The sequence below is a fragment of the Neptunomonas japonica DSM 18939 genome (assembly GCF_000422765.1).
GTDB classification, from domain to species: Bacteria; Pseudomonadota; Gammaproteobacteria; order Pseudomonadales; family Balneatricaceae; genus Neptunomonas; species Neptunomonas japonica.
In genome coordinates this window covers 1-12962 of sequence record NZ_AUGR01000023.1, presented here as the reverse complement: position 1 = coordinate 12962, position 12962 = coordinate 1, and the positions used below count along the sequence as shown (strand labels likewise).

Here is a 12962-nt window from a genome sequence, read left to right as displayed (position 1 = left end):
TAGCTTTAAGCGGACTCGGCTACTGCAAAAGCGACTACGTAATCTTGCTCATCACTATAGGAAATATGCATAGTCGCAATACCTTGGCGCTTTGCATGCTCTTGAGCTCCCGCTGACAGCGTAACTTCAGGCTTACCTAGTTCATTGTTAGTAATTTCAATATGCTGCCAACTAACACCACGCCCTATACCGGTACCTAAAGCCTTTACTATGGCCTCTTTTGCTGCAAAACGCTTTGCAAAAAAGCGCTCACCAACACCTGACTTCTTATAAGAGTCTAATTCGACTGGCGTTAATACCCGCTTAGCCAAGCCCGGCGTACGCTTAAGCGCATTTCGGGCTCGCTCAAGTTGCAAGATATCGGTACCTATACCGCGAATCATTTTACTAATATCATTTAAGTAAGGCATCTCGCTGATGCTGCACACGCGCTTGCGTGCTTTGCATTAACTTACGCATTTCAGATACGGCTTCTTTTAAACCGACGAAAACAGCTCGAGCTATAATCCCATGCCCTATATTGAGCTCATTAAGCTGAGGGATCTCAGCAATCTGCTCAACATTATGATAATGCAAACCATGACCTGCATTTACAATTAAGCCCTTCTCGTAAGCATAAGCGGCTGCTTTTTGAATACGCTCAAGCTCCAATCTCTGAATTTGTGGGTTATCAGCATCAGCATAAGCACCCGTATGTAGTTCAATCACAGGAGCGCCACAAGCTATCGTCGCATCAATCTGAGCATTGTCAGGATCAATAAAAAGTGAAACTTCAATTTGATTAGCCGCTAAGCGCTGTGTCGCTGATTTGATTTTTTCTAACTGCCCTACAACATCCAAACCACCTTCAGTCGTTAGCTCTTCACGTTTTTCTGGCACTAAGCAGCAGTGCGATGGCTTTACTTCAGATGCGATAGCAATCATCTCTTCCGTCACAGCCATTTCAAAATTCATACGCGTTTGCAGCGTATCTTTGAGCATGTAGATATCACGATCCTGAATGTGGCGTCTATCTTCGCGCAAATGAACGGTAATACCATCTGCACCGGCTTCTTCTGCTAAGGCTGCAGCCAATACGGTATCGGGGTAACGTGTCCCTCTTGCTTGTCGAAGGGTCGCCACATGATCAATATTTATACCTAAAAGCAAACGGCTTGGCTCAACCACAATTTATCCTCATTATTTCTTAAAGAGTGTTCGGCTATGTAAAGGCCGACCCGCGAGTAAATGATCTATAGCTAAACGCATCAAGCGTTTAGCTGATTGCCGAACTTCAGGCTCATCATAACAATCCTCATCAATAGCCAGAAGATCTTTTCCATGAAAACAGCGGTTACGATCGCCTTCAGCTATTTTTTTAACTACTTTAAACTGCCATGTAGTCACATCAAACAAGTAAATCTGGTCAGAAAAAACAGCAGCCATAGATAACCCATAACCTGTTTCTGCTAATAAACGATGTTCAAAAGTACGTAAAGCACCTTCAATATCTTGACCTGAAACTAACTCATTTAGAACATACTGGTAATAAACATAAAGACGGGGATGGGAATCGAAAGGCAATAATAGACGCTGCATCATTTCATTGACATACATGCCGCACATCAAAGCACTACCCTGAAGTATCCCATTCATACCGACAGGTTCTGCTTGTGTCAGTGTTTTAAGCTCCTGTCGCCCACGCAAAGCAATTTGAAGAGGGACAAAAGGTTGCAAAACACCGCGTAATTTAGAGCCTGGGCGGCGTGCTCCTTTTACAACAGCACTAATTCGCCCCTGCTCCAACGTAAAAAGATCTACTAAAGCACTCGTTTCAAGGTAGGGGCGAGAATGAAGTACATAGGCCGCTTGTGCATCAACCTTGTGATTCATTATTCGCCATGGTCATACCCAAGACTACGTAACGCGCGCTCATCATCCGCCCAACCACGACGAACTTTCACCCAGAGTTTCAACATAACTTTACAGTCGAACAAGCTTTCAATATCAAGACGAGCATCTCGGCCGATCGTTTTCATTCGATCACCCTTATCACCTATGATGATCTTCTTCTGGCCATCTCTCTCAACCAAAACAAGCGCGCTAATCGTTAATAAAGAACCGTCATGCTCAAATTGTTCTATTTCAACAGTAGCACCATAAGGTACTTCATCACCTACATTACGCATCAGTTTTTCACGAACAATCTCAGCGACCATAAAACGAGAACTACGATTAGTTAACTGGTCTTCAGGGTAGTGATGCGTACCTTCAGGCATATAGCTGCAGATAATTTTTTCAAGCTTATCTACATTCGTACCGCTTTTTGCCGATATAGGGATGATATCAGCAAAGCTCATTTTTTCAGATAAAGCACCCAACTGAGGTAGCAAAGAAGATTTATCAGCAAGTTGATCTACTTTGTTAACGACTAAGACAACAGGGCATTTTGCATGCTTAACCTTATCAAGTACGATCTGATCTTCTTCAGTCCAAGCCGTTCTATCAACGAGAAACAACACTAAATCAACACCACGCAACGCTTCTGACGCCGTCTTATTCATATAGCGATTGAGCGCTTTATTCTGCTCTTTGTGTAGACCCGGTGTGTCAACAAACATAATCTGCAGATCATCAATAGTCTTGATACCGAGTATTTGATGACGGGTTGTCTGAGGTTTTTTCGAGGTAATACTAAGCTTTTGACCTAGCATAAAGTTCATCAGTGTTGATTTCCCCATATTAGGGCGACCAACAATCGCAACAAAACCACAGCGTTGCTCATCAGCACTATCATTTTCAGGCTGAATCCAGCTTTGCATATCTTCACTCATTTTGTCACCTCTTCTAGTTGAAGAAGTGCTGACTTAGCAGCTTCTTGCTCTGCTTGTCGGCGACTATTCCCCACACCTTCAGTTGGATTTTCCAGCGGCTCTATATTACAAAGAATATAAAAAGTTTGCGCATGAGCTTCACCATCAACACTGGTCAATTGGTAATCAGGCAAGGGCAAACGCCGAGACTGCAGATATTCCTGCAAGCGTGTTTTTGAATCCTTAAGCGCTTCATCAATATCAAGTTTATTTAAGCGCTCTTCGAACCAGCCTAAAATAAACCCCCGAACAATTTCAAGGTCGCTATCTAAGTAAATAGCGCCAATCAAAGCTTCTACGCCATCAGCTAAAATAGAATCACGACGAAAGCCACCGCTTTTCAACTCACCAGGGCCAAGGCGCAAATAATCGCCAAGCTTAAGCTCACGAGCAATTTCAGCAAGTGTTTCACCCTTTACCATACTGGCGCGCAAACGGCTTAACTGCCCTTCACGTGCATTGGGAAAGCGCTGAAAAAGATCGTCTGCTATGACAAAATTCACAATCGAGTCGCCAAGAAATTCAAGGCGTTCATTGTTCTTTTTTCCACAGCTTCTATGTGTTAACGCTAACTCACAATAAGCTATATCGTTAAATGTGTAACCGAGTCGGCGTGTAAGGTCTGGTATTGGCTTAATCAAGGTATTACTGCTTCATAAGATTCAGAGAATTTAACAACGGCATCAACATTAAAGAACATTGGTAGCCTAGTCTCATACTGTAAATTAAAGGTTAAGACGCCTTTATCATTAACAATGGTTAATGCTTCTTGCGTTGGCAAACTGACTTGATTGATATACAAGCGTTTATTAACATCGCTTTTAATGGTCGCTATCGGCTTACGCAACACATCATAGTCCTGTGTAATATTTTCAACCACAGACTTAATTGTCATATGGTCCAGATAAGGTTGGTAGATTTTGAATGCTGTTGCCAACAAACTACCCGCCATCATCAGTACTATTAACATACCAAAAAACGACGCACCTTTTTCTTGTTTACACATTATGTCCACCATTTCATCGGATATTAACGGATAGCACGCATTGCCGTAACATCAGGAACACTGAAGAAAGTAGGCCAATGCATCCAAACAGCGAAGGCTTTACCTACCAATAACTCATCTGGGACAAAGCCCCAATAACGGCTGTCATTGCTGTTATCTCGGTTATCTCCCATCACAAAATATTGGCCTTTAGGAACCGTCCATTCACCACTTCTGTTCGGTGCTTTGATATCAGTATAGATTTCATGAGCAACATCGCCCAATTTTTCATTATAAAGTAGGATTTCAGGTGCCCTAGGTGGTAATTGAGCCAATAGATCTTGCACTTGAGGCTCACCATTTACATAAATGACCTTATCTTTGTAGCGAATAATGTCACCTGGCAAACCAACAACGCGCTTAATGTAATTAACGGCAGGATCATTCGGATATTTAAAAACAACAACATCACCACGAACAGGATCATTGATAGGAACAACTTTTGCGTTTACTACTGGCAAACGCAAACCATAGTGGTATTTATTCACAAGAATAAAATCACCAATTTGCAGCGTTGGTAGCATTGAGCCTGAAGGGATTTGAAATGGTTCTACCAAAAATGACCTAACCACCAAAACAACAGCAAGTACAGGAAACATTGATTTAGAAAAATCAGCCCACCATGACATCCTAGTCACGGTTTCTTTCACATCTTCAGGCAATTCTTCGCCAGCCGCTTGCTCTGCAGCTAACAAAGTAGACTTCCTACCTCCGGCAAACAGTAATGTATCTAACAGCCATAAAACGCCTGTCACAAAAGTGGCCAACACCAAAATTAGCGCAAAATCAAAATTCATGGTTCTTCCTTAACTATCCATTTTCAATACAGCGAGGAATGCTTCCTGTGGAATATCCACACTACCAACCCGCTTCATGCGCTTTTTACCTTCTTTCTGTTTCTGCAGAAGCTTCTTCTTACGACTCACATCACCGCCATAGCATTTTGCGATAACGTTCTTACGTAGTGCTTTAACAGAAGTTCGAGCTATGATCTTCCCACCTAGTGCAGCTTGAATAGCCACATCAAACATTTGCCGAGGTATAAGCTCTTTCATTTTTTCGCATAATATACGGCCTCGGTACTGTGCATTGTCTTTATGTAGTATCAACGCCAAAGCATCAACTTTTTCACTATTGATTAGTACATCCATACGCACCAAGCCGGCGGGCTCAAAGCGAATGAAGTTGTATTCAAGAGAAGCATATCCACGACTCACTGACTTCAAGCGATCAAAGAAGTCCAAAACCACTTCAGCCATCGGAAGCTCATAAGTTACTTGAACTTGTTGACCAATAAATTGTAGGTTTTTTTGAACACCACGTTTCTCTACACACAGGCCAATCACCTGACCAAGATAGGTGCTAGGCACCAGAATATTAGCTAGAACAATGGGTTCACGCATTTCTTGAACACGTGCAGGGTCTGGTAACTTAGACGGACTATCAATGTGTATAACATCGCCAGTATTCAGCACTATTTCATAGATAACAGTCGGAGCAGTCGTAATTAAATCTAGGTCGTATTCACGCTCCAGGCGCTCTTGAATAATCTCCATATGAAGCATTCCAAGAAAACCACACCTAAAACCAAAACCTAATGCATCTGATGTTTCCGGTTCAAAAAATAGAGAAGCATCGTTCAAAGTTAACTTATCAAGCGCATCTCTGAAATCTTCATAATCATCCGAGCTTGTTGGAAAAAGCCCAGCATATACCTGTGGTTGTACTTTCTTAAATCCAGGCAACACAGATACATCAGGTGTTTTTACATGAGTGATTGTGTCACCAACTGGAGCACCATGAATATCTTTAATTCCCGCTACAACATAACCAACTTCACCCGCTTTGAGCACACCTGTTTCTTTACGTTTAGGTGTAAAAATACCAACAGAGTCAACTTGCTGAGTTTGCCCTGTGGATTTAAGCAGGATTTTATCTTTTTTCCGCAAGGTTCCATTTTTCACACGCACCAACGAGACAACACCTAAGTAATTATCAAACCATGAGTCAATAATGAGAGCCTGAAGAGGCGCATCAGGATCGCCTTCAGGGGCTGGAATAGTTTGTACTAATGCTTCAAGTACATCATCAATACCCATGCCACTTTTAGCAGAGCACGCAATAGCATCGGTGGCATCAATACCAATAACTTCTTCAATCTCATGACGAACACGTTCCGGTTCAGCCTGAGGCAGATCCATCTTGTTCAAGATAGGCAACACTTCTAGACCTTGCTCTAATGCGGTGTAGCAATTTGCAACGGACTGAGCTTCAACCCCTTGAGCTGCATCTACAACTAGAAGAGCACCTTCACAAGCCGCTAGTGAACGCGACACTTCATACGAGAAATCGACGTGCCCTGGCGTGTCAATGAAATTCAATTGATAAGTGATACCATCTTTAGCCGTATAATCTAAGGTTACACTTTGCGCTTTGATAGTAATGCCGCGCTCTTTTTCCAGCTCCATTGAGTCAAGAACTTGCGCAGCCATCTCTCGTGATGATAAACCACCGCATGTTTGGATGAAGCGGTCAGCTAAGGTGGATTTACCATGATCAATATGGGCAATAATAGAAAAATTGCGAATGTGCTCAGTGTTACTCACGATATATAATTCTCAGGCGCTTGAAACGATTAGCGAAACTTGCAAAAAAGGCGCAAGTTTAACGTATTTATGGAGTTTCGGCTATCTTAACAGCCCGAATAGTGCAATCACACTGGATACAAAAACACCCCATCCGGGGTGTTTTCTAGTGAATTTATTTTTCCTCAGTGCTTACCCAGCTTGAGAGGTATAAACAAAGGACTCCCCCTACGAACAATTCTCATGGGAACAGAGCGTCCCTCAGGCAAATCATTCACCAATGACACGAAATGTTTGACAGATTTAACACGCTTACCGTTTAGAATTGTAATAATATCACCAGCAACAAGTCCCGCGTTAGCGCCTGCTCCGTTCAAAACCTTATCTATGGTAATACCATTTCGAATATTCCATTTATTTTTTTGCTGTTCGGTTAGCTCAGTAACGACCACATTTAAACGATTACTTTCAGGCTCAGAAGAAATACGGTTAGAAGCTTTTAACGGTGCTTCGCCATCAGATAAAGTGCCAATTTTTGCAGGTATTGTTTTACTCTTACCAGCCCTGATAATGCCTAGTTTCACGTTACTTCCTGGCACAACCCTTCCCACTTGATGAGGCAGATCAGAAGATAAGTTAATCACTTTGCCGTTAAATTTCAGAATAATATCGCCATCCTGTAAACCAGCAGCTTCGGCGGGACTTCCGGGAAGCACTTTAGCCACTAGCGCCCCTGCGGGCTTATCTAATCCAAAAGACTCAGCCAAATCTTTATTCACTTCTTGAATCACAACCCCTAACCAACCTCTTGTGACAAAACCATCTGATTTCAGCTGCGTTGAAACATTCATCGCAACATCAATAGGAATAGCAAAAGACAGCCCCATAAACCCACCAGAACGTGTATATATCTGTGAGTTAATACCAACTACCTCACCTTCCAGATTAAACAAAGGGCCTCCAGAATTGCCTGGGTTAATAGCTACATCGGTTTGAATAAACGGTACATAAGTTTCATTTTCTAATGCCCGGCCTGTCGCACTTACTATTCCGGCTGTTACTGTGTGGTCAAAACCAAAAGGAGAGCCTATAGCTAACACCCATTCCCCTGCTTCCAGTTTTGACGAGTCCCCAAACTTAGCAACAGGTAGGTTTTTTGCGTCAATCTTCAGTAGAGCCACATCAGAGCGCTCATCAGAACCAACAACTTCGGCTTCTAATTCACGACGATCATTGAGTCTTACAAGAACTTGATCAGCCCCTTTAATCACATGATGGTTCGTCAAGATGTATCCATCGGTACTGATAATAAAACCAGAACCTAGGGATTGCGGTGCTTTTTGGGAGGGAGAATCAGGCGCTTGATTAGGGTTTGGAAAGCGAAAGAAGTGACGAAATATTTCAGGAATCTCCTCGCCATTAGGCCCTTGAAAATCAAAGCCAGGCACTCCTTGTCGCTGCCTTTTTTGTATAGTGCTGATATTAACGACGGCTGGAGCGGCCTTCTTTACCAAGTTTTTAAAATCAGGTAATTCAGCCTGTACTGGCGTTATAACGAACGATAATAAAAAAAAAGACGCGATAACAAAACGTTTCATGACTCTACTACCCTTGTATCATTAAGCAATATTCGAAGCAAAACGGGCTTATACTGACAACTTTTTTCAAGTTGCCGCCCCAACAGCCGAGCTCCCACAAAACCAACAACAAGACCTGCGAATGAAAAAACGATGGTCGACATCTCGGTGCCAATCCAAAGATTCGCCAAGCCTCCCAATAGCAGCATCGTAACCAACGGTAATAAATACATTAAAGCTGATGCTTTTAAAAAGCTGCCTTCATCAATCCCGACAACAACTTTATCGCCAGCACCGACATTAAGACCATTAGGATTATCTATTTCTAACTGTGTCATCTTAGAAGATGCCCACTCTGAAATAGCTTTTTGACCGCAGCTATTTCGTGCCTGACATTGTCCGCAAGCCGAGCTTCGAAAAGACTCTATTAACACTCGGCCTGCCGTTATACTTACAACCGTTGCATTCTCTTCAATCATAATTACCGTACAGCTTTCACTGACTCAGCAATACGATCAGCTATCATCAGTGGAACATCTCCTACAACAGTAATAAAACCTTCAGCCTTGACTCGCCCTACAGCAACGATGTTATTTGTTTGCACAACGCCTGCCGGCACACTTTGACGCCCAAGCGGCTCAACACTTATTGAAACTGAATGCTTTCCATCAGAAAAAACCATCACTTCTGCATGCGGCATAACTTCATGGCGCACTTGTGAAAAACCTTCTGGCAACCAGTTCGTTTGCCATGCAGGCTGACTTGAACTCAGCAAATGACGATGTTGGTCGATGTAGCGGTTAAGTCCTTGCGAAAGTCTTATAACTTCTGGTTCACCACCACCAACGGCCGCACTTTGTTGCCTAGGGTAATTACTACTATATTGAGCCCTAACAAAATCTTTTGAAGCTTGTATACTAGGAATGGTATAGGCCTGTCGCAGTGAAGTATCTACGGCTCCATCTGGCATAAATTGCTGCCCACCTAAAATAACAACCGCAGTCACTGAGGCTGCCATTGCCATACTGGCGACAGGCTTCCACCAAGCATGAGGCGTACTCTGTTCTTCAACGTCAGGGGCGTCCAAATCTAGCTGAAGGTTTTCACCTTCTATAGCTGCACCTACTCTTGAAACTAGATCAACGCTTATAGTTTCATTAGAGAGTTTTTCACCATGCATCATTTGCTGTGCAAGATGGTAACGCTGCCACTTACCCAAAGAGGGCCCATTAGTAGGAGTTTGCCCATCTTGGATTCGGGCCAGCATTCGACGTAATTCAAAAGACGATACTTCGCCATCCATTGCCGCCGAAAGCGACTCGCAAGACTCATCGCTCATTTTATTACCCTCATCATTTGAACACCATGTATAAGCACCCGACACATCAATCCATCAGCGGCGCTATCTCTTTATCAATTGCTTCTCTTGCTCTAAAGATACGAGACCGAACGGTACCCACAGGGCAATCCATAACAGTCGCAATATCTTCGTAGCTCATACCGTCAAACTCACGCAATGTTAAAGCTGCACGTAAATCTTGAGGCAGTTGGTCCAACGCTTTTTTAAGAACAGACTCTAACTCGTCTCTAAATAGACTGTTTTCAGGGTTCTCAAGTTCCCTTAATTCATCACCACCATCAAAATACTCGGCATCAGCGACATCTACGTCTACATCAGGCGTTCTTCGGCTTCTTGAAACCAAATGATTTTTTGCAGTATTGATGGCAATCCTATACAGCCAGGTATAAAAAGCACTGTCACCCCTGAAACGCGGCAACGCACGATAAGCTTTAATAAAAGCTTCTTGTGCTATATCCATAGCCTCATGATGGTCGTAAACATACCGACTAACTAAGCCAATTATTTTATGTTGATACTTACCAACCAAAAGATCAAAGGCGCGCTTATCTCCGGCCTGAACTCTCTCCACAAGCTGCTGGTCAATATCCGTCTGGCTTTCACTCGACACTACAAATCCTTATCACCAATAAGAACAAAATCCTACCCGAAAACTACGGACACTAAAACAGCTCAGTATGTAACTGGACATCGTTTAAATGCAACCTAATGACACTTTAAACGTTCAACAATATGACTTTGCAGATAATGAAAAGTTCATAAAAAAAACATCAGATAAAATATATGACGAATTCATAAAGAAAGCGGCATAATAGGCTGCTCGATTAATCGGTGTGAATGTGATCAGCATGCAACAAGAATTTGATGTCCTTATAATCGGAAGTGGCGCTGCAGGTTTATCTTTAGCTTTACGTTTAGCGGATACAGCCAAAGTAGCCGTACTTAGCAAAGGTAACTTAACGAGCGGATCTACATGGTTAGCACAAGGTGGTATAGCAGCAGTTCTCGATGAGAGTGACCTTATCCAAGACCATGTATCCGACACTCTTACGGCCGGGGCTCACTTGAGCCACAATGATGCTGTTGAGTTCACTGTCAAAAACGGAAAGCGATCAATCGAGTGGCTAGTCAACCAAGGCGTCCCCTTCACCAGAGATGGGCCAAGTTACCACCTAACAAAAGAAGGTGGGCACTCTCACAGGCGAATCATTCATGCTGCTGACGCAACGGGAAGAGCGGTTCAAGAAACACTAGTCAAACGAGCTCAGGAACACGAGTCAATTCATCTATTTGAGTACTGCACTGCCGTAGATTTAATTACTAGACGTAAACTAAAGCATGCGCACAACCGCTGTTTAGGAGCCTACGTTCTGGATTCGTCCACTGGGCATGTCAATGTATTCCAAGCAAAATATGTTGTTTTAGCGACAGGAGGAGCATCAAAAGCTTATTTATATACCAGTAATTCTGATGGCTCTAGCGGGGATGGGATAGCTATGGCTTGGCGCTCAGGCTGCCGAGTTGCCAATATGGAATTCAACCAATTTCATCCGACTTGCTTATACCATCCCCAAGCAAAATCTTTTCTTATTACCGAAGCTGTTCGCGGGGAAGGAGGAAAACTCTTATTACCTGATGGAACCCCCTTCATGGAGCAGTTCGACGAACGTGCAGAGCTAGCTCCGCGCGACATCGTAGCCAGAGCAATTGATCATGAAATGAAACGCCTCGGCTCAGATTGCTTATACCTTGATATATCCCACAAGCCCCAAGCATTCCTTCTTGAGCATTTCCCCACCATTTATGAGCGCTGTTTAAAATTAGGCATTGATATATCCAAGGCCCCTATCCCTGTAGTACCTGCCGCTCACTATACCTGTGGAGGCGTAATGACTAATCAACAAGGACACACGGACTTAAATGCACTTTACGCCATTGGGGAAACATCTTTCACTGGGTTACATGGGGCCAATAGATTAGCGTCAAACTCATTACTTGAGTGCTTAGTTTTTGCTGAGTCAGCAGCTACTGACATACTAGCTAGGCTAGATGAAAAACTTGAAGCCGTGGATATACCTGACTGGGATGAGTCACAAGTAACCGACTCAGATGAAGATGTTATTATTTCACACAACTGGGACGAACTCAGACGATTCATGTGGGACTATGTAGGAATAGTCAGAACGAATAAAAGACTCCGAAGAGCTAAACACCGCGTCGACCTATTACAGCAGGAAATCACTGAATACTATTCCAATTATAAAATCAGTAAAGACCTATTAGAGCTTCGCAACCTAGCATCCGTATCTGATTTAATTATACGCTCTGCCGCACTTCGCAAGGAAAGCCGCGGCTTACATTACACTTTGGATTATCCGAATCAAGGGCCTGAAGCACGAGACACCATACTTACGCCCATTAACTTTGAATGGCCTCAGTAACAGCTAAAGGCATCTTTCCTAAACGCAACGCAACCCTCAAACGCCTGTATTCATTCTTCGATACTGAGTCTGGAAAAACACATACAAATATAGACTTTCCAGACACAGGCTTTACCTTAAAGAAACATAGCCCTGGAAGCAGGTGAATTTTTTCTATTCGCTCGCCCACTACCCACCCCCTGCTTTTACACAACAGGCTCATCGAAGAACGATCTAAATCCCACACTACTTGTAGAACAGACCGCTTTGGAAATAGCAGAGATAACGTTAAAGCAGCCCAAACCCCTAGCATAGAAACCTGCAATATCCCGATGGCACCGGAGTAGAGTAGGGCAAGCAATGCAACTACGCTACAGAGGCCACAAAAGTAATTAAAGCTTCGTGACGGCATAATATCTAAACTAAGAGGGCTGAACACGATCTAAAATAATACGTACAATTCGATGTAAACCAGGGTCACTTGGAACCTCTCTTTCCATCAACCACAAAAATAAATCTTGATCCTCGCAGGCTAACAACCTCACAAAATGATCTTTATCTTCTTCAGATAAATTCCGAAATGCGTCTTTGACAAACGGAACAAATAAAACATCAAGTTCTAACATACCGCGACGGCTTTGCCAGGCTAAACGGCGAATATCTTCTTCAGAATACATAACGGCTCAAATCTATCTATTTAGGGTGTGGCTATTTAACACCAATATAAAATACTTAAATAGTCTGTTTCGTCATTTTCTACAATTTTGTCATTACATATTCACATAACCATTCTGAAAAATGACCAGAATTAAACCGCCTACAGAACATCATCGCCCCCTATTCTCAACTCGTAGACATAAAAAAACCCTGATCACGAAGTGATCAGGGTTCTCTATTAAAAGCTTGGCGATGACCTACTCTCACATGGGGAGACCCCACACTACCATCGGCGCTAAAACGTTTCACTTCTGAGTTCGGGATGGGATCAGGTGGTTCCATTTCGCTATGGTCGCCAAGCATAAACTGTCACAACATGGATTCGATGAATTTCTGTGTCTTTGTCTGTTTAACAAGCGCTAGTCTGTAATCTTATCTGTTACTACATGCTTCCCACACGCCTTTG

General features: G+C 43.0%; 15 protein-coding genes and 1 rRNA gene. 1 reads left to right on the top strand and 15 read right to left on the bottom strand.

What is annotated here, in order from left to right:
• Positions 1-5 precede the first annotated feature (5 nt).
• The 12 genes from acpS to rpoE all read right to left on the bottom strand — a co-directional run bounded on the left by acpS (position 6) and on the right by rpoE (position 10029).
• Positions 6-410 carry a holo-ACP synthase gene (gene acpS, locus G511_RS0114645; protein ID WP_342664799.1) on the bottom strand — a complete coding sequence of 135 codons (405 nt, stop codon included), beginning with the start codon at positions 408-410 and terminating at the stop codon, positions 6-8.
• Positions 394-1167, bottom strand: a complete 774-nt coding sequence (gene pdxJ, locus G511_RS0114640; RefSeq protein ID WP_028470287.1) for a pyridoxine 5'-phosphate synthase — start codon at positions 1165-1167, stop codon at positions 394-396. Before pdxJ ends, acpS begins: the two co-directional genes overlap by 17 nt.
• Before the next feature lie 12 nt (positions 1168-1179).
• Positions 1180-1872 (bottom strand): DNA repair protein RecO, encoded by a 693-nt coding sequence (recO, locus tag G511_RS0114635; RefSeq protein ID WP_028470286.1) that lies wholly within the window; start codon positions 1870-1872, stop codon positions 1180-1182.
• Positions 1872-2813 (bottom strand): GTPase Era, encoded by a 942-nt coding sequence (gene era, locus G511_RS0114630; protein WP_028470285.1) that lies wholly within the window; start codon positions 2811-2813, stop codon positions 1872-1874. Before era ends, recO begins: the two co-directional genes overlap by 1 nt.
• A complete protein-coding gene (gene rnc / locus G511_RS0114625) occupies positions 2810-3493 on the bottom strand; it encodes a ribonuclease III (RefSeq protein ID WP_028470284.1) in 684 nt (227 codons plus the stop codon). The genes era and rnc overlap by 4 nt, the downstream gene beginning before the upstream one ends.
• A complete protein-coding gene (locus tag G511_RS0114620; RefSeq protein WP_051222099.1) occupies positions 3490-3858 on the bottom strand; it encodes a DUF4845 domain-containing protein in 369 nt (122 codons plus the stop codon). The genes rnc and G511_RS0114620 overlap by 4 nt, the downstream gene beginning before the upstream one ends.
• A gap of 23 nt (positions 3859-3881) precedes the next feature.
• A complete protein-coding gene (gene lepB, locus G511_RS0114615) occupies positions 3882-4694 on the bottom strand; it encodes a signal peptidase I (RefSeq protein ID WP_028470282.1) in 813 nt (270 codons plus the stop codon).
• A gap of 9 nt (positions 4695-4703) precedes the next feature.
• Positions 4704-6503, bottom strand: coding sequence for a translation elongation factor 4 (gene lepA, locus G511_RS0114610; RefSeq protein WP_028470281.1), 1800 nt, complete (start codon positions 6501-6503; stop codon positions 4704-4706).
• A 164-nt stretch (positions 6504-6667) separates the two neighbouring features.
• Positions 6668-8080, bottom strand: coding sequence for a DegQ family serine endoprotease (locus G511_RS0114605; protein WP_028470280.1), 1413 nt, complete (start codon positions 8078-8080; stop codon positions 6668-6670).
• Positions 8077-8538, bottom strand: coding sequence for a SoxR reducing system RseC family protein (locus tag G511_RS0114600; RefSeq protein WP_028470279.1), 462 nt, complete (start codon positions 8536-8538; stop codon positions 8077-8079). Before G511_RS0114600 ends, G511_RS0114605 begins: the two co-directional genes overlap by 4 nt.
• 2 nt (positions 8539-8540) lie before the next feature.
• Entirely contained in the window at positions 8541-9398 is an 858-nt protein-coding gene (locus G511_RS0114595) for a MucB/RseB C-terminal domain-containing protein (RefSeq protein WP_028470278.1), read from the bottom strand.
• 46 nt (positions 9399-9444) lie between these two features.
• Entirely contained in the window at positions 9445-10029 is a 585-nt protein-coding gene (rpoE, locus tag G511_RS0114590) for an RNA polymerase sigma factor RpoE (protein ID WP_028470277.1), read from the bottom strand.
• A 232-nt stretch (positions 10030-10261) separates the two neighbouring features.
• On the opposite strand from rpoE, the gene nadB reads away from it, so the two are divergent.
• Complete coding sequence (gene nadB, locus G511_RS0114580; protein WP_028470276.1) at positions 10262-11860, top strand: L-aspartate oxidase; 1599 nt, start codon at positions 10262-10264, stop codon at positions 11858-11860.
• Here the strand turns inward: nadB and G511_RS24955 are convergent.
• The 3 genes from G511_RS24955 to rrf all read right to left on the bottom strand — a co-directional run bounded on the left by G511_RS24955 (position 11838) and on the right by rrf (position 12856).
• Entirely contained in the window at positions 11838-12251 is a 414-nt protein-coding gene (locus tag G511_RS24955; protein ID WP_156905229.1) for a protein YgfX, read from the bottom strand. The genes nadB and G511_RS24955 overlap by 23 nt on opposite strands.
• Before the next feature lie 10 nt (positions 12252-12261).
• Positions 12262-12516, bottom strand: coding sequence for an FAD assembly factor SdhE (locus tag G511_RS0114575; RefSeq protein ID WP_028470275.1), 255 nt, complete (start codon positions 12514-12516; stop codon positions 12262-12264).
• Positions 12517-12740: 224 nt separating this feature from the next.
• Positions 12741-12856 (bottom strand): 5S ribosomal RNA (gene rrf, locus G511_RS0114570).
• Positions 12857-12962: the final 106 nt, after the last annotated feature.

Bases quoted from the DNA above. Each gene is read 5' to 3' on its own strand.
- acpS (WP_342664799.1), bottom strand. From the start codon at position 410: ATGCCTTACTTAAATGATATTAGTAAAATGATTCGCGGTATAGGTACC.
- recO (WP_028470286.1), bottom strand. From the start codon at position 1,872: ATGAATCACAAGGTTGATGCACAAGCGGCCTATGTACTTCATTCTCGC.
- era (WP_028470285.1), bottom strand. From the start codon at position 2,813: ATGAGTGAAGATATGCAAAGCTGGATTCAGCCTGAAAATGATAGTGCT.
- G511_RS0114620 (WP_051222099.1), bottom strand. From the start codon at position 3,858: ATGTGTAAACAAGAAAAAGGTGCGTCGTTTTTTGGTATGTTAATAGTA.
- lepB (WP_028470282.1), bottom strand. From the start codon at position 4,694: ATGAATTTTGATTTTGCGCTAATTTTGGTGTTGGCCACTTTTGTGACA.
- G511_RS0114605 (WP_028470280.1), bottom strand. From the start codon at position 8,080: ATGAAACGTTTTGTTATCGCGTCTTTTTTTTTATTATCGTTCGTTATA.
- G511_RS0114600 (WP_028470279.1), bottom strand. From the start codon at position 8,538: ATGATTGAAGAGAATGCAACGGTTGTAAGTATAACGGCAGGCCGAGTG.
- G511_RS0114595 (WP_028470278.1), bottom strand. From the start codon at position 9,398: ATGAGCGATGAGTCTTGCGAGTCGCTTTCGGCGGCAATGGATGGCGAA.
- G511_RS24955 (WP_156905229.1), bottom strand. From the start codon at position 12,251: ATGCCGTCACGAAGCTTTAATTACTTTTGTGGCCTCTGTAGCGTAGTT.
- G511_RS0114575 (WP_028470275.1), bottom strand. From the start codon at position 12,516: ATGTATTCTGAAGAAGATATTCGCCGTTTAGCCTGGCAAAGCCGTCGC.